Raw genomic sequence first — 25,753 nt, forward strand, 5'->3', positions numbered from 1 at the left:
CTCCTTTCATTACACTATAAAAACTTCATATGGTGTAGCAGATCTTAAGCATGCTTCCCCTTTTTTACGGTCTTCCTCCGTTTGAAAGCTGATCGCAAGTACGCCGTATATATCTTCTCTTGTTTCCATAATTCTGATATTGACAATACTAATTGCTTCTTTTGCCAAATGACCGGTTATTTCATGAATGATGCCCGGGTAGTCAGGTATATCTACAAAAAGGTCATAAAATGAAGGGATGGCTCCTTTTTGAAGAATGGGCATATCATCTCTGAAATTTTTTGCTTCTTTAAAATATAGGTACATGGCTTCAGAGTCTTCCTTTTCCAGCAGCTGAACCACTTTTTGCATTTCTTCCTGCCAGCCCTCAAGAAGACTCTTTAATACACCTGTATTATGCATGGTAATATCCCGCCACATAACAGGATCAGAAGATGCGATCCTTGATAAGTCACGAAATCCGCCTGCTGCAAGTCTGGAGACCAGCGGCTGCTTTGCATGAACTTTTTTAACCTGATGAACAAGAGAACTGGCTACTATATGAGGAAAGTGACTGACCATGCCGGTTATTTCGTCATGCTCCATCGGATCTACGACCAAAAATTTCGCCCGGGTTCCAGCCAGCCATTTCTTTAATTGCTCCACCTGGTGTTCAGACGTTCTGCTTCCGGGTGTTAATAAATAAAATGCGTTTTCAAACAATAACACTTTTGATGCTGCAACTCCGCTTTTATGTGAGCCCGCCATAGGATGTCCCCCAATAAACGAGTACCCTTTCTCAGCGAACAGTTTGGCCTTTTGCATAATTCTTTTTTTAGTACTGCCTACATCTGTTATAATTGCATTTTGCTTTAACTGCCAAGAAGAAATTTCATCAATCAATTTTTCAGTTTGAAAAACTGGTGTGCATAAAAAAACCAAATCTGCTTTTTCCACATCCCGCTGTAAATCTGAGCCTTTTTCTGATATGGCGTTCATCGCTTTAGCAAGGCGAATTTCTTTGCGGTTTAAATCGTAGCCGATAACATGTGCACGGGGATTCTCCTGCAAAATTGATAATCCAATTGAACCGCCAATTAGACCCAAGCCGATAATTACAACCGTTCCTTCCATATAACCACACCTTACTTTAGCGCTATAAACTTTTGCTTCTATAAACTAAATCATTTAAATAACGGGCTTATGCGGTCAGCCAGCATCGAGCTCAGTTTTTAAGAATTTCTTTCAGGACGCTGATAATTTTTTCATTCTGGTCCTTTGAACCAATGGTGATTCTAAGAGCTGTAGGGTATCCCAGCGCCTGCCCGCTGCGTACAATATAGCCTTTTTTCATCAGCTCTTGAAACAGGAGATCACCATCGCGGTTAAAATCAATTAAAATAAAGTTGCCCTGCGAAGGAAAATAGGACAGTCCCTGCTCTTCGCAAAATTGATAGTACTGCTCTAATCCTAAACGGTTCTGCTCCCTGCAATTCTGTAAAAACGTTTCATCTTCTAAAGCAATTTGAGCAGCGGTTTGTCCTAATACATTGGTGTTAAAAGGTTCACGAACAGGTTCAATTGCCTGGATGATGGAAGGAGAAGCCATACCATAGCCTACCCTGAAGCCTGCAAGTCCATATGCCTTGGAAAACGTTCTGGTTACTAAAAGATTCGGATAAGACTCGAGCAGTGAAATGGCATCATAATAATCCTCCGCAACAGCATATTCATGATAGGCTTCATCAAGCACAATAAGCACATGACTTGGCACAAGATCAAAAAACGAGATTAGCTCCTCTTTGTTAATATATTTTCCTGTAGGATTATTCGGGCTGCATACCCAGACAATGGCTGTTTGCTCGTTAATTGCCTCCGCCATTTTTTGAAGATCATGCGCACCGTTTATCAGAGGAATTTCGATTGCTTCAGCACCCTCTATGATGGCATTATGTTTATACTGTGGAAAACTTGGTGCAGGCATGATGGTGTTTTTTCCGTTTTCGAGCATCGCACGGGAAATGATTTGAATAATTTCATCTGATCCATTCCCCAAAATGAATTGTTCTGGAGAAAGTGAATATTTTTTAGCAAGAGAATCACGTAAATTAGTTGCATAGCCATCCGGGTATATAGCATGATTTACTCCATTTTCCTTAAACCATTCATTAACCTTTGGTGAACAGCCAAATGGATTTTCATTAGAAGCAAGCTTTACTATTTCACTTAGTCCGAATTCTTTCTTAACTTCATCAGAGGGTTTTCCAGGTTTGTAAGGAACTAAATTTGTGATCTGCGCTTTAATATTCATGTACATCATCCAATCTATTTATATAGTAGGTTTAAAATGATAGTGCTGCTATTTTCACGATCCATTCTCCATTGTCAGATCCGGCCTTAATTGCATGGCATTTTCCTGATAGACATGGTGGATCTCTTTTTGTGGTTTTTCTGTGTTTACATGCATCATCACTCTTACACAAAAAGGCAAAGCGTCTTTAACCGGGATCTCCTGCATGCACATAACGGGAACATGACGCCAGTTTTCAAACTGCCGAATCGCTTTTGCCGGAAAAGCTGAAGAAATATCCGGAGTAACAGAGATAAAGACAGATGCGACAGTTTCCGGATCCACCTTGTTTTTCTCTATCATTTCTTCTAACAGCTTTTGGGATGCAGCAAGAACGGATTCTTCCTGATCTGCTGTTATGGTTGTTGCTCCTCGTATTCCTCTAATCATTCTATCTCTCCTTTAGCGCTTCGAATCAGTTGATCCGCTTCTGCCAATTCCCGGATTTCTATTTTCTGCAACGCCGGCTTTCCAATATCCTTCAGCAGAACGAATCGAATTTCACTATCAATTGTTTTTTTATCTTTTAACATAAGTTGTACCAGGGCGTCAAATTCAGCTTGTGCAGGAGGTGCTGCTGCATAACCTAATTTTTTGATCCATCGAATAAATTCGTTAATATCAAAGGCGAGATTATTGTACTTCCTGCTTAAATGCAAGGAATAGATCATTCCCACCATAATGGATTCCCCATGGCTCCACTTTCCATAACCGGCCCAGGCTTCTAATGCATGACCATATGTATGACCGAAATTTAAAAAAGCTCTGATACCCAGCTCTTTTTCATCTTTCTCGACGATCGCTGATTTAATTTCGATTCCTTTCTTTAACGAATCGATCAGCAGATGATGATCCAAATTATCCAGCGTGTTTAATTCAGTCATTAATTCCTGAAGCCAGTCCGGGTCGGCAATCATGGCATGCTTAATAATTTCCGCAAATCCTGATCTGACTTCCCTAACCGGCAGAGACTCCAAAAAATGACTGTCGTAGATAACAGCTTCAGGCTGATGAAAGCTGCCAGCCATATTTTTTCCCAAAGGGTGGTTAATGGCCACCTTTCCACCGACCGCACTATCGTGAGCGAGGATGGTTGTAGGAAGCTGGATAAAGCGGATTCCGCGCATATAAGTGGCTGCTGTAAATCCCGCTACATCTCCTGTAGCTCCTCCCCCGCAGGCTATAATAAGTGAGTGCCTATCCAATCCCTCCTGTAGAGCAAAGCCAATCGCATTCTGGTAAACTTCAAATGTTTTTGCCTTTTCCCCCGGGGGTGTAATAAACGTTGATACTTTAACATGGTTTGGCAAGTATTCTTTAATATAGTCCTCATGGATGGTATACACGATTTCATCAGCGATCAGCAACACCGATGTGACAGCTGGCTTTAATTGTGATACATAGCCGCTAAGCTTCTCAATTGCACCTTTGCCCAAATAGACAGGATAGGATGAATGATCCGTTTTTACCGTTAATGTCTCCATTTTAAAAACCCTTTGTGTAGTCACGGTACTGACTGACTGATTTACTAAAGTGATCCATTCGATCACTTTCAAACTGTTCAACCAAAGCAGATGCGACTTCCCACGCTACAACCGCTTCGGCAACAACAGCCGCCGCAGGGACCGCACAGCTATCTGATCTTTCAATGCTCGCTGTAAAAGGCTCCTTCGTTTCTATGTCAACACTTTCAAGTGGTTTATATAACGTCGGGATGGGCTTCATTACGCCCCTCACAACGATTGGCATGCCGGTCGTCATTCCGCCTTCAAAACCGCCTAAGTTATTTGTTTTTCTTGTATACCCTTTTTCTTCAGACCACGCAATTTCATCGTGAACCTGGCTTCCGAAACGCTTTGCCATTTCAAATCCCATGCCAAATTCAACTCCTTTAAAAGCGTTGATGCTCATAACGGCAGCTGCTATTTTAGCATCGAGCTTTCGATCATAGTGAACATAGCTTCCTACTCCGGCAGGCACTCCCTCTATCACGACTTCAACAACTCCGCCGATGGTATCCCCCTTTTTCTTGGCCTGATCAATAGCTTCTTTCATTTTTTCAGAAGCATCGGGATCCACACAGCGGACTTCACTGCTTTCTGCGCGCTGACGAATTTCTTCAACTGAATGAACATCTTCCGTATTCGCCGTGATGCCGCCTATTTCCTTTACATGGCAGGATAGTTTTATGCCCAGTTCCTCAAGAAGCTTCTGGGCAACGGCGCCTGCTGCTACCCTGACTGTGGTTTCCCTTGCAGAGGAGCGTTCCAAAACATTTCGCATGTCTCTATGACCATATTTCATGCCTCCATTTAAATCGGCATGCCCGGGTCGCGGACGGGTTACTTTCCTTTTTACTTCATCCTCTTCATTCTCAGACAATGATTCTGCGCCCATAATTTTTGTCCAATGTTTCCAGTCTTTGTTTTCCACTACTAGTGCTACGGGAGAACCTAGTGTCCTGCCATGTCTCACACCGCTTTGGATTTGTGCCTGATCTGTCTCAATCTGCATTCTTCTTCCGCGTCCATAGCCCTTTTGCCTTCTTGCCAAATGTTTATTTATATCTTCTGAAGCAAGCAGCAAGCCTGCGGGAAGCCCTTCAATAATTGTTGTTAATTGGGGTCCATGTGATTCTCCTGCCGTTAAATATCTCATTTCACTTTCTCCCTTCAACTCGCTAAAGCAATTTTGATACACTATATCATACTTTTTAAGCTATATGTAGTCAATAACAGCATCTTCTGAATTTCAGCACGTACTTGGTGCCACTGTTACCTCTCATCCCTGTATGTTCTCTCAAGAGGGTGTATAAGCATAAGTAACTGAAGATTATATAAACTGAAAGACAGGCGATACGTTCTGCCTGTATGAGAGGATATTCCCAAAGATGGTGATGGATCTATCTTTAGCTCTGACTATTTGTCCTTTGAATTCTTTTAGTTAGATTGTTTCCTGTAAAAAAACGTATCGGCTGATAGTAAATCATATTTGGAAGCGCTGAAGATTTGCTCTGTACTGCCTACAAATAATATGCCATTTTTTTTAAGCGCACCGCTGAATTTATGATACAGTAAATCTTTCGCTTCCTCAGTAAAATAAATCATAACATTTCTGCAGACAATTAAGTCAAATTGAGATTCAAACCGGTCCTTGAGTAAATTCTGCTGTTTAAACGACACACAGCTTTTAATCTCGTCTGAAATTTTATAGTAAGCACCCTGATTAATGAAATGCTTGCGCTTCATGTTTATCGGAATTTCTGCTAGTGATCGTTCTGAATATAGGCCGATCTGGGCCTTTTCAATGGCGGACGCATCGAGATCAGTAGCGATGATGGTGAAAGAGGAAGCTGGAAGAAGATTCAGCATCACCATGGCTAATGAATACGGCTCTTCACCTGTTGAACAGGCGGCACTCCAGATCTTAATATGATTATTCCCATTTAGTAAATCCGGCAGTATTTTTTGCTCCAGTACTTCCCATCTCTTTACATTTCGATAAAACTCGGAAACATTAATGGTTATTCTGTCTAAAAATTCTTTTAACAATTTTTCATTTTGGTTAAGCGAGCTGTAAAAGTCTGTAAACGACGTATAGCCCTTTTTTTCATAAAGAGAAGTGAGCCTTCTTTTCATTTGCGCTTCTTTATAAAGAGATAAATTGATACCGGTTTTTTTATCTACTGCCTCAATAAAGTCATAATAATCTTTTGACATACGTAAACTCCCATCTCAATATACTCCAGCTCTTAACTAAATTATAGAAAACACACAGGCACTATGGCAATCCTTTTGTAAGAAGGGAGTGTGTGAACTCTCTTTTATGTCCACCCCATTTATACAATACCACCAAAACAGCTAAAATAAAAAAGCACCCTGACAGGCGCTTTTAGTAGATCCATTGTTCAATTGGTTTTTCATAGGAAACTTCTTTAGAGGTGCCAAAAAATAATTCAATTTCTCGCTCTGCACTTTCAAGGGAATCTGAACCGTGAATAATATTCTTCCCTACAGTCAAGCCTAAATCTCCTCGAATGGTACCGGGAGCAGCCTCACTTGGCTTAGTGGAGCCCATCATATGACGTGCTGTTTTAACAACTTCTTCGCCTTCCCAAATCATCGCAAACACAGGTCCGGAAGTAATAAAGTCCACCAGCTCTCCAAAAAATGGACGCTCTGAATGCTCTCCGTAATGCTCTTCGGCAAGATCTTGTGAAATAACCATCAGTTTTGCAGCTGAGAGTTTAAATCCTTTTTTTTCAAAGCGATTTACAATTTCACCGATTAATCCTCTTTGTACTCCGTCCGGCTTAACCATCAAAAACGTTTTCTCCACGTTCCATTCCCCCAAATTATGTATGGTGAGTCAAAAGCGACCCTCTAAAAGAGTACCATTACATATGTTTTTTGGCAACGTTTTCATTCCAATTTAATACTTTCTTTTTCCAATAAAGAGAGCAATATCCCTTAATGATTTTTTCGCTTTGGACGGAGGCAGTGCATCTAATTCTTTCAGTGCCTTTTTAAGATAGAGCTGACTGAGATGAGCAGATTTTTGAATCGCATCTGTAGACAAAATCTCTTCAATTACATGAGTCATTTCTTCTTTTCGGGTATTTTCCTGCACGCTCATAATCTTGGGAGCTACATGTTCGTTATTTAATGCATAAAGAACAGGAAGCGTAATATTCCCTTGCATTAAATCGCCGCCAGCCGGTTTACCCAATTCTTCTTCTGATGAGGTAAAATCTAAAATATCATCTGTAATCTGATATGCCATCCCCACATAGTACCCGAAGCGATACAGACGGGTATGAACTTCCTCAGGCACTTTTCCTGCAACGGCCCCTAATTGACAGCTGACTGCAATCAATAATGCAGTTTTTCTTTTAATTCTTCTTAAATAGTCGCGCAAATTCTGATCAAATCGATATTTATCTTCAATTTGGGCAATCTCACCAATGCAAAGCTCTACAATTGCATGGGATAAAATCCGATGGGCAACAGGCTCATCTATAATAGTCATATAATCCAGCGCCCGTGCAAACATATAATCACCCGTATACATGGCTACCTGATTATCCCACTGAGCTTTAATCGTCGTTCTTCCTCTTCTTAGTTCTGCATCATCAATCACATCGTCATGTACTAAAGATGCCATATGTATAAGTTCAAGCGCCACTGCTACGTTTTTTATTACGTGTATATCATATTCACCCGTTTTAGCTGACAGCAATACAAATACAGGCCGGATCCGTTTCCCCCCAGCCTGAAGAAGATGAAGGGATGCATCCTTTAATAGGGCTGCATCGGATTCAATCGCTAAATTTAATTCTTTTTCTATTTCATCAATATCCGTTTTCAAGAACGAATACAGCATCTTGAGTTTCATACAATTTCACCCTAGCTGTCTTTTTTTCACGGCTTACGCTTTTTTGTATCCTATATGCATGGCTGCCGCTCCGCCACTGAACCCTTTGTATTCGATCGATCCAAAGCCTGCTTCCTGAAACAATTGAGCGAGCTCCTGCATTCCCGGGAAATCTTTAGCTGATTCCTGAAGCCATGAGTATTCCTGAAAGCTTTTAGCAAAAATTTTACCAAACAACGGCATAATATATCTGAAGTACAAATTATATCCCTGTTTGAAAATCGGCATTGTAGGCTGTGAGGTTTCTAAGCATACAGCCATTCCACCGGGCTTCAGCACACGGTTCATTTCTTTGAGCACCTGCAGATAATCGGGTACATTTCTAAGTCCAAACCCGATCGTAACGTAATCAAAAGAATGATCTTCGTATGGAAGTTCCATTGCGTTTCCATGCACTAATGAGATTTGCGGATAAGGCTGCACCTTCTCATGACCAACCTTAAGCATATTTTTACTGAAATCAAGACCGATCACTTTGCCTTCAATTCCCGCCTCTTTAGCTAGGGAAATGGTCCAGTCAGCGGTGCCGCAGCATACATCCAATGCAGTTGAGCCTTTTTGGACATTCATTTTTTTCATCGTATAATTCCGCCACTTCACATGCTGCTGAAAGGAGATGACAGAATTCATTTTATCGTATTGACCATGTATTTTTTCAAAAACATTGTGAACTCTCTGTTCTTTCGAAGGCTGCATTAATACCCTTCCTCTACGTATATTTTAGACTGCACTGCCGATTCAAAAAAAGGAGTGAACACACTGCCTTTTAATGAATCGAAAGGGATTCCCAGCTCATTTATTTTTGAAGCGATCTGACTTTTCTTCTGAGTTAACAGGTTAGTGTGCGTATCAAAATCTTTTTTTGGATACACAGGAGGAACAGTGGATGAAAATTTAGCTAATTGGTGAAACAAAATAGAATGCTCACCAGATAAGAATTGATCTTTTTCCCGTGTGAGACGATTTAGTACAAGCAGGTCTTCAGCAAGGGAAATGTATTTTTCAAATCCTCTGTGCGCATAGACCTGAGTAATGATGGCACTTTCTATTTTCGTTAAGCTGATCAGAATATCTTCAATTTTATTCAGTTTTTTAGAAGTAATATCAATTTTATGCTCATTAATTTCCTGAATGGCATGTGCAATCCTTCTGATAAGAGGGATATCGGGAATCTGAGCTAATATTCGATAATACAGTCCGCTGTAGAAGTCGCCGGCAAGGACGGTCAGCTGGCGCTGTTTTAAAGAATCCGAATCGCTGGTCGAAACTTTTTCATGAGTGTCAAGCGCCGTTTGAATCAGCATGGCAGTGGACACATAGAATTTATCCAGCTCAGAGTATGAACCCGTTAGTTGGAAAGGAAGAAGGAGCAGCGATAGTCTTTTTTCGTCTATTTCGGGAGCTCCTATAGCATTATGGAGGTATGAATGATGAAGTTGTTTATTTATATACTGAAGGGTTTCTTCCATCCAGCGGCTGCTTATTTGTGTGTTCATCTCTTTCTCCCCGCTTCCATTCTGCCTGCTTTTACTGCTTTCAAGAATATAGATTCAAGTATATGTATGTAAGCATTTGTTCTATATTTTTTTCTAAACAAGAACGATTAAGGCGATATTTTTATTATATCACAACCATTCTCACAGGTGCTAACGCCCAGTCTTCTTGAAAAATCAAAATGATTGACCATTTTTCCCGTAATAACAGGAAAAAGTCAGCCAGAGAATGTTCTCTGTGCCGACCTGATTTCTCATTAAAAATTCACCATTATTTTTTTGTCTCACTGAGCACTTCACCATGTGAAGTGAGAATAGAAGCTTTGCCCCTGATCTTAACTGCTGAAGTATGCTCAGTAAACTGGGCGATCATCACTTCTCCTTGATCAAGTTTCTCTGAATGGTGAAACTTCGTATCGGTACCTCTTGTAAGGCCAATGACGTTCACACCATCTTCAAGTGCTTTTATCGTTATAAAATCTTTTTCAGATGACATAATCAATCTCTCCTTATCCTTTTTATAGGACTAAGTATTTTTCATGAGAGCCAGAACCTCGTTGCGTCTGATTGCATCGTCTTCAAAAACGCCTCTCGCAGCAGTAGTAATGGTCATCGCTCCCGGCTTTTTAACTCCACGCATAGTCATACACATATGCTCCGCCTCCACAATCACCATTGCTCCATGCGGAGACAGCATTTCCATGATTGAATCAGCTACTGTTGAAGTAATACGCTCCTGCAGCTGCGGTTTACGCGCGGTCGTTTCAACTGCACGTGCCAATTTACTTAAACCCGTAACCCTTCCTTCCTTTGGAAGATAAGCCACATGTGCTTTTCCGAAAAAAGGAATGAGATGATGCTCACACATTGAATAAAAAGGAATATCCTTCACAAAAACGAGTTCTTCATGATCCTCATTAAACACCGTTTTAAAATATTCTCTTGGATCTTTATGAAGACCTTCAAATAACTCTTCATACATTTTAGCCACTCTTTTAGGCGTATCAATCAGACCTTCTCTATTCGGATCTTCACCAACCGCTTCAAGAAGCATTCGAATGGCTGCTTCTATCTGAGGCCGATTTACTTTATTTTTTTCTTCATTAACTGTCATAACTGTATAATCTTTGCTATTTTGATCCATCTTCAGATCCTCCTACTTCTGTTGCACATGATGCTGAACACTCTTCATATTAGCATAACAGGGTTAAAGTGCGCAAAGTGAAGCTCTCCATTTCCCATTGTCTCTATGCCGGCGTCAAAATAAAACTGGATACATAATCTGATCGAGCTGCATCCATATAAACGTTTGAAGATGCTTCTATGTCCTTATGCATGCTGAACGATTTTGCAGAAGGAGTTGGATTTGCTCCCTTCCGCTAAAAGAACCTGAAACAAATTTGGTTTCAGGTTCTTTGGACGGTTCCATTCAGTTGGACATTTTTAGCAGCAACTGGGGGCAGTTGTGCGTGCATTTTTCGGTTTCAACATGCAGTTCCATTCTGAAGAGCAGCGGCCCTGCCTATGTTCATCTAACAAACGGCAGAGAATGCTCGAGATTCTCTCTACTTAAAAAAGCCGCACATAATGTGCGGCTTCATCTTACGCAAAAGGTATGTACTTATTTTACAGCATCCTTAAGCGCTTTACCTGGTTTGAATGCAGGAACTTTACTTGCTGCAATCTCGATTTCTTGACCAGTTTGAGGGTTGCGTCCTTTACGAGCAGCACGCTCACGTACTTCAAAGTTACCAAAGCCGATTAATTGTACTTTGTCTCCCTTTGAAAGAGCGTCTTGAACTGAATCGAATACAGCATCTACAGCTTTTGTTGCATCTTTCTTAGAAAGTTCAGCTGATTCTGCTACTGCGTTGATAAGTTCTGTCTTGTTCACACCAATCACCTCCTCCCAATGGAAATCGTACATGGGCAAGTTTTATTGCATTTATTAACATTTTTCAACTAATACATACGTAATTCTATAAAAGAATCCCGGTAAAGCCCATAGAATCAATGTTTAAGATCAATTCTGTTAAAAGATTATCATATAAAAAAAACATAAGCAAGAATAAATGAATATTTAATGGGAATCTCTTCATGGCAAGAGGTATTCTGTGTAAAAACGCGCAAAGACAGCCTTTTTACGGGCTGTCTTCAGGTTTAAGCTGATTACAAATCATTTTTGTAAATTAACACTTCTAATCTTGGGTTCAGTGATAGATGAGTACATGTAAGTACTGTCTGAAGCTGGTTACAGAATAATCGCAATCATACCGCCAGAACCTTCATTGATGACTCTTTCAAGTGTTTCTTTCAGCTTGTAGCGGGCATTTTCAGGCATGATTGCAAGCTTGGCCTGAATACCTTCCCGAACAATGGAGCTTAAGCTTCTGCCGAATATATCGGAGCTCCAAATGGATAGAGGATCGTCTTCAAAATCCTGCATTAGATAGTGTACGAGCTCCTCACTTTGTTTTTCTGTACCGATAATCGGAGAAAACTCTGATTCTACATCTACTTTAATCATGTGGATAGATGGAGCTACTGCTTTAAGCCTTACTCCAAACCTGGCTCCCTGGCGTATGATTTCAGGCTCATCAAGGCTCATATCAGACAATACAGGTGCTGCGATGCCGTACCCTGTCTGTCTTACCATTTTGAGTGCATCGGCAAATTGATCATATTCTTTCTTGGCATGTGAATAATCCTGTATCAATTCTAAAAAGTGATCTTTAGTAGAAACCTTTTCCCCAATCATTTCATGCAATATATCTTCAAATAAATGATCTGCTGCACGAAGATCAATGCTTGCAACTCCCTGCCCCATATTCATCCCGGCTAAATTTGCCTCCTGAACATGTTCAAATTCCTCAAACTGCCTGACCACACGGTCTACATCCCTTAACCGTTTAATGTCGTGTATGACCTCTGTCACAGCTTCCTGAAAATGCTCACGAAGCCAGTGTCTTTCATCCAGAACCATTACCCAGCTCGGCAGATTGACGTTAACCTCAAGCACAGGAAATTCATACAATGCTTCTCTCAGGATCATCAAAACATCAGATTCTCTCATACTTTCCACACTGAGTGCGATCACTGGTATGTCGTATTTTACCTGAAGCTCTTTTCGCAGATGGTCGGTTTCTGACTGGTGCGGCCGAGCGCTGTTCAGTACCATGATAAAAGGCTTGCCTACTTCTTTTAATTCAGCAACAATTCTCTCCTCTGCGTCCACATAGCTTTCCCTTGGTATTTCACCTATTGTTCCATCCGTTGTCATCAGCACACCAATAGTTGAATGATCCTGTATAACTTTTCTGGTTCCAACCTCTGCTGCTTCATGAAAAGGAATGGGTTCCTCGTACCAGGGTGTGTGTACCATGCGAGGGCCATATTCATCCTCATGTCCCTTGGCACCAGGGATCGTATAGCCTACACAGTCTACGAGCCTGATATTGACTTCAAGACCGTCCACAACCTGTATGCGCACTGCCTGATTTGGAACAAACTTCGGTTCAGTCGTCATAATGGTTCTGCCGGCTGCACTCTGCGGCAATTCATCCTGAGCCCTGTTTCTTTCCGCCTCATTTGTCATATGAGGGATAACAGCCAATTCCATCATTTTCTTTATGAATGTAGATTTCCCAGTACGCACTGCTCCCACTACACCTATATAAATATCTCCGCCAGTACGTTCAGCTATATGTTCGAACACATTTTGTTTCTCCATTAAAGCGCCCCCTCTTTTCGAACGTTCTTCGCATAATTAGTGTATTTAGGACATGCATATTTAAGAACAAAAAAGAGCTGATTTTCATTCGGATTTTTCATTCGAATGAATTCAGCTCTTTTTTTAAGAAGAGGAATACGTTATTTCGTTTTCTTCATTAACCTCATATTCAGGAGAATAGGCCGGCACAAATGAAGATTCTTCATGAAGGATTTCTCTTATATCGTCAGACTCCATTGAATCAATCGGAAGCTCGTTTTCCTGCGCAAACTGATAAAGATCGGTCAGATAATCTACATAGATCGTCCCGTCTCCATCGGCGATAATTGGAAGCTCCTTATTGGTAAATGGACTCAGAACCTTAGGATCCTCTTTGTATCCAAGTTTTTCAAAATTTATGGAGTAATATTTTCCGCCAAGCGAAGATTCAAATGGAATTCCCCGATTAGCCTGAATTTTAATTTGAAGGGATCTGATTTCTTCAGCAATACGCAAATCAAAAATATGAACAGTAGGATCTTCTTCCACATCTAAAAGAAGATATTGAAAGACGCCTCCATTTTCATATGCATTTCCCGGCAGCTGATCCATATATCTTGGTTTGATCTTGGAAAAATCAATTAAATACTTTTGATAAATTGGTGTATCTTCTTCCAAAGTTTTTATAGGCAGCAATCCGCCAGAATCTTCTTGAAACCTATCCACAGCTTCTTGCACATTCTGAATTTGATCTTCATACGGAATTTCATTCTCAGACTTTTGCTGAGAAGGATACATACATCCCTGAAGCAAAAAGACAAGAAAAATGGATGCTGTTCGTACACCCTTTTTCATGAAGCACTCTCCTTCTTAATGGCTCTATAAAGTAGGACCGCTGAAAACCACAAAAATCATAATCAATCCAGCCAGGATCATTAGAACATAAGCAATAAGAGCCGTAAAAAATTTTAAAAACTTATTGGATAGTTTATACCGGCTGAAATAGATGGTGATAATTGAAAAAAACATAAAGCCCATGGATCCAAAAGAAATCCACATCTTAGTTAAGGCAGACATTCATTTCACTCCTCCAGCTGCGAGACACAGCTATAAAACAGTCATTTGCTCAGAATTATAGCATAGATAAAACATTAAACTGGCTGCGAAGGGCAATTTTTCTTAAAACGTTCATAATCTTCATAAGAAAAACTGAGAGTCAATTTCCCTCAGTTTCCTGCTGTTCGCCTAATATATCAACTAAATCTTCCATTTCATGCGTTTTCATTCTGGACATGAGCTGATCTACTGCTTCTTTAGGCTCGACATCGTTAAATAACACCCGGTGCAGTGCTTGAGTGATCGGCATCGAAACCTCATGCTTATGCGCCAATTGGTAGGCAGCTTTTGTGGTTCGCACTCCTTCCACAACCATTCCCATTTCGTCCAGCACTTCATCCAGCTTTTTGCCTTTTCCGAGCATATTCCCTGCCCGCCAGTTTCGCGAGTGAACACTTGTACATGTTACAATTAAGTCCCCAATCCCCGTCAGTCCCGAGAATGTTAACGGATTGGCTCCAAGAGTAGTTCCTAATCTGGCTATCTCCGCAAGCCCTCTTGTGATCAAAGCTGCTTTTGCATTGTCCCCATATCCAAGGCCATCTGTTATTCCTGCTGCCAGCGCGATAATATTCTTGAGTGCTCCTCCAATTTCAACCCCGACCACATCCGAATTTGTATACACCCTGAAGTGCTGATTCATAAATAAATCCTGAATGTTCTCAGCTGCTTCTATATTGTAAGAGGAAGAAGTGACTGTTGTCGGGTGTCTTTTTACAACTTCTTCAGCATGACTGGGGCCAGATAAAACCACGAGATCCTTCATGGTCTCAGAAGATAATAATTCGTCCAGAATCTGAGAGATGCGCAGATGTGTATCCGGCTCAATTCCTTTACTGACATGAACGATTGTCTTAGGACCCTGATTCACTTCTTCTACTTTATGGGCAACTTCTCTAATCGCTTTGGTTGGTACAGCAAAAATAATACAGTCTGTTCCCTTAATGGCTGCAGACAGATCTGAATAAGCGGTAATGGCATCCGGAAGAATCGTATCCGGAAGATACCGGTCATTTTTTCTTGTCTGGTTGATCAAATCTGACTGAGACGGATTGTGCGTCCACAGCCTTACCTCATGAGCATTGTCTCCCAGAACAAGGGCTAAAGCTGTTCCCCAGCTTCCGGCACCTAGTACTGCAACTCGCCTTGATTTCACCATAATTGGGCTCCTCCCTTATATTAAAGCAGCATTACTTTCTGGCTCTCGCTATTAAACGGATTGGTGTTCCTTCAAATCCAAAGGCTTCCCTTATACGGTTTTCCAAGAATCGTTCATAAGAAAAATGCATCAATTCAGGCTCGTTTACAAAGACCACAAATGTAGGCGGTTTTACTGCTACCTGAGTAGCATAGAAGATTTTTAGGCGCTTACCATGGTCAGTTGGTGTCGGGTTCATTGCAACAGCATCCATTACTACTTCGTTCAATACGCTTGACTGAACACGCATGGCATGATTTTCACTTGCCATATTTATGACAGGAAGAAGTGTATGGATACGTTTTTTAGTCATAGCAGAAAGAAAAACAACTGGTGCGTAATCTAAAAATTGAAAATGATCCCGTATCTTTTTTTCAAATCGATCCATTGTCTTTTCATCTTTTTCTATTGCATCCCATTTGTTTACTACAATAATGACAGCCCGTCCCGCATCATGTGCATAGCCTGCAATTTTTTTGTCCTGCTCAATAATGCCTTCATCGGCATCCAGGACCACTAGTACAACATCTGAACGCTCTATTGCTCTAAGAGCTCTTAACACACTGTATTTTTCGGTTGTTTCATATACTTTACCCTTTTTTCGCATACCTGCTGTGTCAATAATGACATATTCCTGTCCATCATATTTATAAGGGGAATCAATCGCATCTCTGGTCGTTCCTGCTATGTTGGATACAATGACCCGGTCTTCACCTAGAAGGGAATTAACAAGGGAAGATTTACCAACATTTGGTCTTCCAATCAGAGAAAACTTAATAACTTCCTCACCATATTTTATTTCTTCCTGAGGGTTAAAGCTGGCAGCCACAGCATCGAGCATGTCTCCCAACCCAAGACCGTGAGAACCGGAAATAGGATAGGGCTCGCCAAATCCCAGTGAATAAAAATCATAAATCTGATCCTTCATATCCGGGTTGTCTACTTTATTCACCGCTAAAACAACGGGTTTGCTTGACCGGTATAGGATTTTTGCCACCTGCTCATCAGCAGACGTAACTCCTTCACGCCCATTTGTCATGAAAATAATTACATCAGCCTCATCGATCGCAATTTCCGCCTGCTGACGAATTTGTTCGAGAAATGGTTCATCCCCGATTTCTATTCCACCTGTGTCAATAATATTAAAATCATGCGTTAACCATTCTGCTGAGCTATAAATTCGATCCCTTGTAATCCCGGGTATATCTTCTACGATGGAAATTCTTTCTCCTACAATCCTGTTAAAAATAGTGGACTTCCCAACATTCGGACGCCCTACTATTGCAACGACTGGCTTTGCCATGACGTTCACCCTTTCTTATATCCAACTTATCTATAGTATATCAAACCGTTCGTTTCCACATAAGACTACCGTAAAAAGACAGCAAGTTGGTTCTGCCTTTTCTAAAATGACTCGCATAATTGTACCAATAAATCATCATAAAAACAATCCGAATTCCTGACTGTATGGCTGAATAAATGGAAAGTCATTTAAAGAGAGCCTGAGACAAGGTGTCTCAGGCTCTCTGACCGGTTCACTGCGTTTCACTCGGGCACTTTCTGCAGAGTCAGTTCTTTAAGCCGTTTCAGGGTTCATCCCTGTAAAGGCTCAGGCACCATTATATCCTGCAGGAGCCCCCGCCCTTTCGCTCCGCTAACCTAATATTAATAATAAATTATGCATGATTTTTTGCCCAACCTCTCAGCTACTACCTTCTGGCAAATCTTTCAGGCTGCATATCCCGCATGTGAAGCCAATGGTAGGTTTGACCGCTGATAATAAGAGGAAGCTTCCGTAGTTCTTCTACGTTTTTTGCACCGAGTGCTGTCATAAGAATTTTTTGCTCCATTTTCATGGCATTAATTTCTTCAATCAATCCTTCAGTTCCATTCTCAGTTAAAATTTTCAGAAATGATCCTGCTATACCTGCAGCACTGGCGCCGAGGCTTAAAGCTTTAATAACGTCAATGCTCTGACTGATTCCGCCTGAAGCAATGACGGAAGAAAATGCTTCTCCTGCTTCCACAATGGATGGAACCGTCGGGATGCCCCAATCGTTAAAAAACGTCAACTGTCGCTTTTGGCGGTGGTTTTCAATTTTTGAAAAATTGGTTCCCCCATAACCGCCTACATCAATCACCGAAACACCGGCTTCTTTTAATTTGCGGGCTGTTTCTTTGCTCATGCCAAATCCGGTTTCCTTTACGATCACCGGAACATCCAGCCCGTTCACAATCGCTTCAATGCGCTTTAATGCTCCTGTGAATGCTCTGTCCCCTTCCGGCATCGCAAGCTCTTGAACCACGTTCAAATGAATTTGAAGAGCATTGGCTTCAATCATATCCACTGCGTACTTAGCCTGATCAAGAGACGCCTCGCTTCCAAGGTTTCCTGCGATCATTCCGTTGGGATTAACTTTTCTTGTAACTGTATACGTATCTCTCTCACCAGGCTCTTTAACTGCTGCCATTTGAGAACCTACTGACAGCATTAATCCGGTTTCCCGGGCAGCAATAGCAAAACCTTCATTAAGAGTTTTAGTCTGCTCTCCGCCTCCGCCAGTCATCGCATTAATAAAAAAAGGCGAACTCAAAGTCAGCTCGCCCATGTTGGTTTGAAGTGAGATGTCATCTACAGCGCTGTTGGGAAGACTTTGATGCACGAATTTTACATCCTCAAAGCCCGCTCCACTAGCAGCAGCTGTAGACAGCGCATAATTTATATGATCAATTTTTCTGTCTGCTCTGCTCAAAACTCTCACCTTTATTATGAATTATTTTTTAGATTTTTTAATTTATCTCCGATCATTTCACCGAGCTGAAATCCTTTTGATTCCTCCGGCAGATCATATGATTGTTCTTTCTTATATTCATTTTTATTTTCTTCGAGTTCTTTTATGGAAAGAGAAAGGCGCTGATCACTCACATTAACATCAAGCACTTTTACTTTTACATCCTGGCCTTCATCGAGAACTTCATGCGGAGTGCCGATATGCTGGTGAGAAATTTGTGAAATATGGACAAGACCCTCCACTCCTGGAAATACCTCTACAAAGGCACCGTATGATACAAGCCGGCGCACTTTTCCTTCAAGTGTTGAACCCTTCGGAGCTTTTTCTTCTATATCTGACCAGGGTCCGGGCAGTGTTTCTTTAATTGACAGGGATATTCTTTCATTGTCACGGTCTACGGAAAGAACTTTCACCTGCACCTCCTGGCCTTCCTCCACTACATCAGAAGGCTTTTCTACATGCTGATGGGAAAGCTGGGAAATATGAACGAGTCCATCTACACCGCCAATATCTACAAATGCTCCAAAATCAGTGATCCGTTGAACTGTGCCGTCTAAAACGTCACCTGATTTAATGTTTTCAAGCAGAGCTTTTTTCTTTTCGGCTTTTTCACCTTCCACCACCGCACGATGAGAAAGGATCAGCCTGTTTTTTTCTTCATCAAGCTCAACAATTTTAAATGCCAGGCTTTTGCCTCTATAATCCTCAAAATCCTCTACATAAAAATCTTCAACTAAAGACGCGGGAACAAACCCCCTTACCCCAAGGTCAACTACAAGGCCGCCTTTGACGACGTCTTTAACTTCTGCATCAAAAACTTCTTCAGCTTCATAGCGGCGCTTCATCTCGTCCCAGGCTTTTTCAGCTTCCACTTTCCTTTTTGAAAGAACAAGCAGTTCATCCTCTACTTTAGTGACGACCAGATCCAGGCTGTCTCCTTCTTTCACTACATCGGAAGCTTTTTCTACATGGAGGCTCGACAGTTCACTGATGGGGATAATTCCATCTACTTTACTGTCCTTGACATCAACAAGAACCTGCTTTTCCTCCACTTTCGTTACGGTACCGGTCACACGGTCTCCCACCTCGAGAGAGTTTACTTCGATATGATTCATGTCTTCTGCCATATGTACTCCTCCTTAATCCATGACTACTGAAATAGTATTTAATGTGAATATTATCACATTATAATTAAAATTCAGAATATACTACTAACTTCTAATAAACTGATCAGTTTGTCAAGCGGGAACTTTTAGCGATGATCATTTATGAGCTGCTGAATATGGCTCATGATTACTTCGGTTGCTTCTTCTGCTGAAGCTCTGCGGCTTCTTAAATCTTCCATCGGAATTGGCTTGCCATAGACGACTTTTAATCTTCGAAACCTCTTATAGGGGCCGATAATAGCACAGGGCACCACTGCAGCCTGGGAGCGGAGAGCAAAAAATCCTGCTCCTGCGAGTCCTTTTTTTAATTCCCCGTCTTTACTACGTGTACCCTCTGGGAACAGTCCTATAACATTATTTTCTTTTAAAATTGATAAACCTTTTCGCAAAGCCTCCCGATCACTCATGCCGCGCTTTACCGGGAAAGCCCTTAAATTAGGCAGCAGCCTTTTTAAAACGGGCATTCGAAACAATTCTTCCTTTGCCATAAAGGAAACAGGTCTCGGAGCCGTAACGCCCACAACAGGAGGATCCAGAAGCTTGATGTGGTTGGCACACAAAAGCACTCCACCGTCTTTGGGGAAATTTTCTCTTCCAATTATTTTAAATCGGTAAATAGGCGTCAAAACCGTTTTTACCAATGATCTTGCAAAATGATATAAATTCATAGTAAACCTCCGCGTGTATTAACCATGTGCATAATCTTTTCTACTACCTCGTCAATTTTCATGGAAGTAGTATCAAGTTCAACTGCATCTTGTGCTTTTCGTAAAGGCGATTCAGCTCTGGTAGAGTCCAGATGATCGCGTTCTGCTATTTCTTTTTTCAGCCCTTCAAGACTTGATTTGATCCCTTGATCTTTATGATCCTCAAATCTCCTGCGGGCACGTTCCTCAACTGATGCAACCATAAACACTTTTACTTCTGCATCAGGTATAACATGGGTTCCGATATCTCTGCCATCCATTACAATTCCGCCGTCTTCTACAAGCATTTGCTGTCTTCTAACCATTTCTGCGCGGACAGATTTATGCTTTGCTACGAATGATACCTGGCTGGTAACTTCGTTAGACCGGATTTTTTCCGTAACTTCCTGTCCATCAAGGAACACTCTTTGTCCAGTTTCGCCTGGAATGAGCTCTATAAGTGTATTCAATAGAAGTTTGGATAATTCCTCCTCATCCTCAACATCTATTTTCTGCTGAATTGCTTTGTAGGTCAGTGTTCTGTACATCGCACCCGTATCTATATAAATAAAGCCGAGTTTTTCTGCCAGCTTTTTAGCAATGGTGCTTTTCCCTGCTGCTGCAGGACCGTCAAGCGCAATCCTTATGTTCTTTCTTTTCTCTTTCACCAAACATTCTCCTTCATTTCCTTATTCAAAAATATTGTACCATAATTCGTGTTGAAAATGAGTTTTGACCTTATTCTTGCACCAGCAATAACCAGCTCTTCAGCATGAATTTTTAAATAAAAAAAGAGCCTGGGACAAGTGTCTCAGCCTCTTTGACCGGTTCGCTGCACTTCAGGAAGACGCTTTCCGCAGGGAGGGGGCTTGAGCCTTTTTCAGGGCGGTGCCCATAAAGACTCAGCTTTCCGTTATCTCCTGCAGGGAGCCGCCATTCGCTACGCTCACCTCTTACTAATTATAAATACTGCCTCGTTTTTTAAACTTTTTTGAGTTTTGTCGCTGCCTCTCAGCTTTAGATACATCACAAATTTACATAACACGATCCTTTTGTTTCAATGAAAGCTGACGCTCGAAAGTATACCGCATGATCTGCTGCTGCTGCATGCTGGTTGCTTCAATAAAATTAACAGAAGCAATCTGAGCTCCATTTCTGTCTTTCGTCCGGATAAATTTCCCTCTTACTTTTACATACTGATTTTCTCCGCTTTTCATCGGCAGCACCAGAAATAGATCCATCTCTTCGTCTTTTTCAAAAACCGCCCTTTGGCGGAGAATAAATGAAAGTCCTCCGGCACTTAAATCCACACTGATAAAATGATAAAACTGATTGTTCTTTTTTACTGCTATATCCACAGCTGCTTCAACTCGTACATACTGTCTGCGCTGAATTTTAAAAATAGCATCAGCTTCAGGAAAGAACAATGAAATCATTGGGATTTCTCCTTTGACTCTCCCTTTCACCTCAGTCTCAAAAGTAAACGAATCACGGTTATCAAGAGTGAAAGTGACTTTGAGACGAGTGCCGTTAACCAGAAAAGTTGTTTTATCAGTAGCAGAATTAACAGGATAATCAATATAAATAGACGTGGCAGACATTTCTACAACCTTGCTTCTATATTCGTCGCTGTTCCGGCTGTATAAAGGTTCAAGCGTCAATGGCATTCCTATAGTCAGCATCCCTAAGCACTTCCAATCGTATTCTTTCATTTCTGATTTCTATTATGCCACGATTTGAAAGCAGTTCCAATATTTTATTTTTTTGATAAAAAGATTTTACAGTTTCTCTACTTTTTCTTCCTGGCCTGTTTCACCATTTATAAATATTCGATACGTGTCTTCTCCCAGCGTCCCGATAAATTCTCTGCACAGTACTTCTTCACCCATTTCATTTCGTATAATCGCGAGTCTTGATTCCTGTACAGTGAACTTTGAATGCAGGAGTTCGATTGCTTCATCTTCAGAGATGCTTGGCTCTCCAACGTCCCTGTCCTCACCATTTTGAAGATAATCTACGCCTAAAAACCCGATGACGTCCCCATTATCTAATGCCACTTTAATATGAATGGAATCTGAGTTCACATACACCTGCTCCGGCTCAATCAAACGGATGAAAGTCAGCATGGCAATGCCGTTATCCTGACGGCTGTTTTCAAGAACTACGTCCTCAAACCCTTGTTCTTTTAAAAATTTTGCTGCTTTTTCTCCTGCATCATATAAACTTAAGGTTTCTTTTCCTACCTTGCGATTATTCAGATAGTATAAAGGATATCCGCCTTTAACTGTTACGTCCATATTTGACTGGTTTCCATCCTCTGATTCCCATGAAACTGAGTAAAACGGATAATCTGCTCCATCTAAACTTTTGGAGACTTGCATTTCTTGATCTTTATTAACTGAAGTGAAGTCTTTTACCTTTTTGACAGCTTCTTCTTCTGTTAAGTTATCTCCTTTTATATGTTTCAGCTGTTTTTTTCGAATCTCTGTCGTTTCCTGCTCCGTCATCACAAACGTTTCAATCGCGTACCCCTTCACTGACTTATCCACTTTTTTAAATCCATCAATCACTGAATTATTTTTAATGTCGTCACCTGAAGCAAGCAGGCTCTCGAGTTCCAGCCATTCCAGGTTATCCGCAAGTACTTTTTCCTGTATTCCTCTCAACTCATTTTGCAGCTGTTCAGACTGACTATATAATGTTTCAAGTTTTTCATATTCTTCTTCGGTCATAGGTGCAGAATTCAGATCTCTTACAGCCGTCTGATAACTGAAGTTTCCGATGCTTGTAAGGAAACCTTCCATTTCATTAAAAGGAAGCAGCCCCAATGGAAGCTGGCCGATATCTGCGTGAATTAAAGAGGTTAATCTCCATACTTCTGTTAGCGCAGGTGTCAAATTCTTTCCTGCATTCATTGCCAGTGCAGAACCAATCTGGTCATGAAGCAAATCCATTTGATAATTTATCTCATGAAATGCTCTCTGGTATTCATTTTCCATATGGCTTCTTAAAACTTCTTTCTCCTGCTTTTGATATGCTCCCCATGTGACAGCAGAGAAGATACCGATGAAGATTAGTGAAAAGAGTATTGTTTTTTTCATCATTGGAACTCACTCCCTCTGTTATAGGCAGAAAATATGCTCACCTATTTGTTTTATTTGCGGTCTTGTCCAAATCCAGCCGCTTGTCGCTGTATCAGGATTAAAATAATACAGCGCATTTTCAGATGGATCCCACCCATTAATTGCATCTATTACAGCTTCTTTAGCCTGTTCATTCGGTTCAAGCCAGATTTGGCCATCTGCTACTGCCGTAAAGGCAAGTGGTTCAAAAATAACCCCGGATACAGTATTCGGAAAATCCTCATCCTCAATCCGATTTAAAATAACGGCCGCTACTGCCACCTGACCTATATATGGCTCACCTCTTGCTTCTCCATAAACGGCATTAGCCATCAGCTGAATGTCATTTTCAGAGTATCCTGATGGATACTTTGGAGCCTTTTTCGGGACTGATTCTTCTTTTTTCACCTGCTGGTCAAGAGGAACACCGCCATAGTATGTAAAGCGATTTCCTTTTTCGATATTTGTACGCACATAGTTTTCATCGTAGTCTGTATTATTTACAAGTTTTGTTCTAGTGGTTTCTCCGGCAAGACCGTCAATATCCAGACCATAGTCCTGTTGAAAGTTTCTCAAGGCCCAATAAGTGCCCCAGCCGAAATCACCATCAATCTGCCCTTCATAGTAGCCTATATATTGAAGTCTTGCCTGAAGTTCAATGACATCATCTCCATAAGCCCCGCGCTGAATCGTTTGTCCGCTGAACGCGCCGCTCTCTGCACTTGGGAAAACACCCTGAAAGATTAACAAACACACGATTAACAATCCACACCTTTTCATACACTGCCTCCGTTCTAAACGAGTAATTGATCGAAGTTAGTTTTAGCGATTCATTTGTCTGCTATACATAAAACAAAAAGCCGGCTCTTTTTTTATTAAAAAAGAACCAGCTTTATATTTTGAACTGCTTATGGTGAAGATGTGTTAAGATATGTGCTTTTTTAACTTTCCAAAGACCCAGCCACCATAAAAAGAGCATGAATGGGATTATAAAATAGATCCAGTTGTGAAAACTTAATAAGATAAAATCATAAAAACTATGTAAAGCTACTGGAATGACGATTGATAAACATAATATTTTTTTTCTGGCAGGGGGTAAAGAAAATTTAGCTTTTCCAATATAAAACCCCATAACTACACCAAATAATGCATGACTCGAAACTGGAAGCAATGCCCTGCCAAACGCTGTTTCAAGTCCATTTACTGCAAGAAACAGAACATTTTCAAGCGTTGCAAAGCCTAACGAAACTGCTGCTCCATAGACGATTCCATCATATGGCTCATCAAACTCAATAAGATGAAAAATAAAAAAATATAAAATAAACCATTTAAAAAATTCTTCTAATAAACCATAGGATACAATGGATTTGAGCAAAGCCGACGAAAAAATCTGCTCAGTTTCAATAACATACTGAACAAACATGATCGGAAATGTAATAGATATTCCTAAAATAAAGGCCCGGAACACCGTTTGGACAGGCTCTGTGTCATATTGGTCTCTTAAATAAAAGTAACTTAAAAGAGCCAGACCAGGTGCAATTGCGGCTGAGATAATGGCAAACATAAAAGTGCCTCTTTTCAATCTGTTTTACTCATCGTATCATGTAGAAGACGTGTTTTACATAGTGAAAAGGGCTTGGAGGGAAAGGAAATGGCAAAAAAACTTATTTTACTGATACATACAGGTGGAACCATTTCGATGGCGCAGGATCAGACTGGGGCCGTTATACCAGGGAAAGAAAATCCAATAGCAGAACAATCTGCTCAAGTGAGTGACTACGCAAATCTGATTGTGGAGTCTCCTTTTACACTTCCTTCTCCGCATATCACACCGGAGCATATGCTGCAGATAAAGAAGCTCATTGAAAAATACTACCTTGATTCAGGTATTGAAGGTGTGGTCATCACCCATGGCACGGATACGCTTGAGGAAACTGCTTATTTCCTTGATTTGACCTTGCGCCTTTCCATCCCAGTGGTTTTAACAGGTGCGATGAGATCTTCGAATGAAATCGGATCGGACGGTCTTTATAATCTAATCAGTTCAATTCGCACAGCCTGCTGTGATGAGGCATACGGAAAAGGTGTTCTCGTTGTATTAAATGATGAAATACACACGGCTGTTAATGTTACGAAAACACATGCAAGCAACGTATCCACCTTTCAAAGTCCTCAATATGGTCCAATTGGAATCGTAACAAAAGGAGGTGTCGTTTTTCACCACACCCCAAAACTTGATCTTAAGTATTCACTACAGGAGCCATCTAAAAAAGTCGTCATCATAAAAGCATATGCTGGAATGGATTCAAGGCTTTTTACAAGCTTGTCGGAATTGGGATTTGACGGGGTAGTAATAGAAGCACTGGGACAAGGTAATCTACCGCCTGGCACTGTGGAAGGAATCCAGAGTTTGATCAAAGAAAACATCCCCATCGTGCTCGTTTCCAGATGTTTCAACGGCATCGCTCAGGATGTATACGGGTATGAAGGCGGCGGCAGACACTTAAAGGAAATGGGTGTCATTTTTTCAAACGGTTTAAACGGTCAAAAGGCACGAATTAAATTAATGATTGGATTAGCACAATCGTGTGATCATCAGTTTATCTCCAATATGTTTAAATGAAGAAAAGCCTGGGACGACGTGTCTCAGGCTTTTTGAGAGGTTCACTGCGCACTGGAAAGAAGCTTTCTGCAGGACAGGTGGCTTGA

General features: G+C 41.0%; 27 protein-coding genes. 1 reads left to right on the top strand and 26 read right to left on the bottom strand.

The features are described from left to right. Nucleotides 1-9 precede the first annotated feature (9 nt). The 26 genes from ACQCT8_RS13015 to prsW all read right to left on the bottom strand — a co-directional run bounded on the left by ACQCT8_RS13015 (nt 10) and on the right by prsW (nt 24,608). Nucleotides 10-1,113, bottom strand: coding sequence for a prephenate dehydrogenase (locus ACQCT8_RS13015; RefSeq protein ID WP_426871778.1), 1,104 nt, complete (start codon nt 1,111-1,113; stop codon nt 10-12). 91 nt (nt 1,114-1,204) lie between these two features. Beyond that, nucleotides 1,205-2,290 (bottom strand): histidinol-phosphate transaminase, encoded by a 1,086-nt coding sequence (gene hisC, locus ACQCT8_RS13020; protein WP_426871780.1) that lies wholly within the window; start codon nt 2,288-2,290, stop codon nt 1,205-1,207. A 54-nt stretch (nt 2,291-2,344) separates the two neighbouring features. Continuing rightward, a complete protein-coding gene (gene aroH, locus ACQCT8_RS13025) occupies nt 2,345-2,719 on the bottom strand; it encodes a chorismate mutase (protein WP_426871781.1) in 375 nt (124 codons plus the stop codon). Then, complete coding sequence (gene aroB / locus ACQCT8_RS13030) at nt 2,716-3,813, bottom strand: 3-dehydroquinate synthase (RefSeq protein WP_426871783.1); 1,098 nt, start codon at nt 3,811-3,813, stop codon at nt 2,716-2,718. Before aroB ends, aroH begins: the two co-directional genes overlap by 4 nt. A 1-nt stretch (nt 3,814) precedes the next feature. Continuing rightward, nucleotides 3,815-4,987, bottom strand: coding sequence for a chorismate synthase (aroC, locus tag ACQCT8_RS13035; RefSeq protein WP_426871785.1), 1,173 nt, complete (start codon nt 4,985-4,987; stop codon nt 3,815-3,817). Nucleotides 4,988-5,268: 281 nt separating this feature from the next. Beyond that, nucleotides 5,269-6,048, bottom strand: coding sequence for a CheR family methyltransferase (locus ACQCT8_RS13040; RefSeq protein WP_426871787.1), 780 nt, complete (start codon nt 6,046-6,048; stop codon nt 5,269-5,271). Nucleotides 6,049-6,220: 172 nt separating this feature from the next. Continuing rightward, entirely contained in the window at nt 6,221-6,667 is a 447-nt protein-coding gene (ndk, locus tag ACQCT8_RS13045) for a nucleoside-diphosphate kinase (protein ID WP_426871789.1), read from the bottom strand. A gap of 93 nt (nt 6,668-6,760) precedes the next feature. Further along, a complete protein-coding gene (gene hepT, locus ACQCT8_RS13050; protein WP_426871791.1) occupies nt 6,761-7,723 on the bottom strand; it encodes a heptaprenyl diphosphate synthase component II in 963 nt (320 codons plus the stop codon). Between the two features lie 33 nt (nt 7,724-7,756). Next, on the bottom strand, nt 7,757-8,458 hold the full coding sequence (locus ACQCT8_RS13055; RefSeq protein WP_426871793.1) for a demethylmenaquinone methyltransferase: 702 nt from the start codon (nt 8,456-8,458) through the stop codon (nt 7,757-7,759). Continuing rightward, complete coding sequence (locus ACQCT8_RS13060) at nt 8,458-9,258, bottom strand: heptaprenyl diphosphate synthase component 1 (protein ID WP_426871795.1); 801 nt, start codon at nt 9,256-9,258, stop codon at nt 8,458-8,460. Before ACQCT8_RS13060 ends, ACQCT8_RS13055 begins: the two co-directional genes overlap by 1 nt. A gap of 268 nt (nt 9,259-9,526) precedes the next feature. After that, complete coding sequence (gene mtrB, locus ACQCT8_RS13065; protein WP_278239351.1) at nt 9,527-9,751, bottom strand: trp RNA-binding attenuation protein MtrB; 225 nt, start codon at nt 9,749-9,751, stop codon at nt 9,527-9,529. A gap of 30 nt (nt 9,752-9,781) precedes the next feature. Next, on the bottom strand, nt 9,782-10,399 hold the full coding sequence (gene folE, locus ACQCT8_RS13070; protein WP_426871797.1) for a GTP cyclohydrolase I FolE: 618 nt from the start codon (nt 10,397-10,399) through the stop codon (nt 9,782-9,784). A gap of 477 nt (nt 10,400-10,876) precedes the next feature. Continuing rightward, nucleotides 10,877-11,149, bottom strand: a complete 273-nt coding sequence (locus ACQCT8_RS13075; protein ID WP_278239352.1) for an HU family DNA-binding protein — start codon at nt 11,147-11,149, stop codon at nt 10,877-10,879. 357 nt (nt 11,150-11,506) lie between these two features. Beyond that, a complete protein-coding gene (gene spoIVA / locus ACQCT8_RS13080) occupies nt 11,507-12,985 on the bottom strand; it encodes a stage IV sporulation protein A (protein WP_426871799.1) in 1,479 nt (492 codons plus the stop codon). A 123-nt stretch (nt 12,986-13,108) separates the two neighbouring features. Further along, nucleotides 13,109-13,819, bottom strand: coding sequence for a hypothetical protein (locus tag ACQCT8_RS13085; protein WP_426871801.1), 711 nt, complete (start codon nt 13,817-13,819; stop codon nt 13,109-13,111). A gap of 24 nt (nt 13,820-13,843) precedes the next feature. Further along, complete coding sequence (locus tag ACQCT8_RS13090; RefSeq protein WP_278239355.1) at nt 13,844-14,041, bottom strand: DUF2768 domain-containing protein; 198 nt, start codon at nt 14,039-14,041, stop codon at nt 13,844-13,846. Between the two features lie 139 nt (nt 14,042-14,180). Then, complete coding sequence (locus ACQCT8_RS13095; protein ID WP_426871804.1) at nt 14,181-15,239, bottom strand: NAD(P)H-dependent glycerol-3-phosphate dehydrogenase; 1,059 nt, start codon at nt 15,237-15,239, stop codon at nt 14,181-14,183. A gap of 31 nt (nt 15,240-15,270) precedes the next feature. Further along, on the bottom strand, nt 15,271-16,581 hold the full coding sequence (der, locus tag ACQCT8_RS13100; RefSeq protein ID WP_426871806.1) for a ribosome biogenesis GTPase Der: 1,311 nt from the start codon (nt 16,579-16,581) through the stop codon (nt 15,271-15,273). Nucleotides 16,582-16,987: 406 nt separating this feature from the next. After that, on the bottom strand, nt 16,988-18,031 hold the full coding sequence (gene fni / locus ACQCT8_RS13105) for a type 2 isopentenyl-diphosphate Delta-isomerase (protein ID WP_426871808.1): 1,044 nt from the start codon (nt 18,029-18,031) through the stop codon (nt 16,988-16,990). A 14-nt stretch (nt 18,032-18,045) separates the two neighbouring features. Further along, nucleotides 18,046-19,197 (bottom strand): 30S ribosomal protein S1, encoded by a 1,152-nt coding sequence (gene rpsA / locus ACQCT8_RS13110; protein ID WP_426871810.1) that lies wholly within the window; start codon nt 19,195-19,197, stop codon nt 18,046-18,048. Between the two features lie 125 nt (nt 19,198-19,322). Next, nucleotides 19,323-19,904, bottom strand: coding sequence for a lysophospholipid acyltransferase family protein (locus tag ACQCT8_RS13115; RefSeq protein WP_426871812.1), 582 nt, complete (start codon nt 19,902-19,904; stop codon nt 19,323-19,325). Then, on the bottom strand, nt 19,901-20,590 hold the full coding sequence (gene cmk, locus ACQCT8_RS13120; RefSeq protein ID WP_426871814.1) for a (d)CMP kinase: 690 nt from the start codon (nt 20,588-20,590) through the stop codon (nt 19,901-19,903). Before cmk ends, ACQCT8_RS13115 begins: the two co-directional genes overlap by 4 nt. Before the next feature lie 366 nt (nt 20,591-20,956). Beyond that, on the bottom strand, nt 20,957-21,604 hold the full coding sequence (locus ACQCT8_RS13125; RefSeq protein ID WP_426871816.1) for a flagellar brake protein: 648 nt from the start codon (nt 21,602-21,604) through the stop codon (nt 20,957-20,959). A gap of 96 nt (nt 21,605-21,700) precedes the next feature. Further along, nucleotides 21,701-23,026: a germination protein YpeB gene (gene ypeB / locus ACQCT8_RS13130; RefSeq protein WP_426871818.1), complete on the bottom strand. Its 1,326-nt coding sequence runs from the start codon at nt 23,024-23,026 to the stop codon at nt 21,701-21,703. An 18-nt stretch (nt 23,027-23,044) separates the two neighbouring features. After that, entirely contained in the window at nt 23,045-23,824 is a 780-nt protein-coding gene (gene sleB / locus ACQCT8_RS13135; RefSeq protein ID WP_426871820.1) for a spore cortex-lytic enzyme, read from the bottom strand. Nucleotides 23,825-23,936: 112 nt separating this feature from the next. Then, entirely contained in the window at nt 23,937-24,608 is a 672-nt protein-coding gene (gene prsW, locus ACQCT8_RS13140) for a glutamic-type intramembrane protease PrsW (RefSeq protein ID WP_426871822.1), read from the bottom strand. An 87-nt stretch (nt 24,609-24,695) separates the two neighbouring features. On the opposite strand from prsW, the gene ACQCT8_RS13145 reads away from it, so the two are divergent. Further along, a complete protein-coding gene (locus tag ACQCT8_RS13145; RefSeq protein ID WP_426871824.1) occupies nt 24,696-25,667 on the top strand; it encodes an asparaginase in 972 nt (323 codons plus the stop codon). The last annotated feature ends 86 nt before the right edge of the window (nt 25,668-25,753 follow it).

The sequence above is a fragment of the Jeotgalibacillus proteolyticus genome, from assembly GCF_050107735.1.
Classification (GTDB): domain Bacteria; phylum Bacillota; class Bacilli; order Bacillales; family Jeotgalibacillaceae; genus Jeotgalibacillus; species Jeotgalibacillus proteolyticus_A.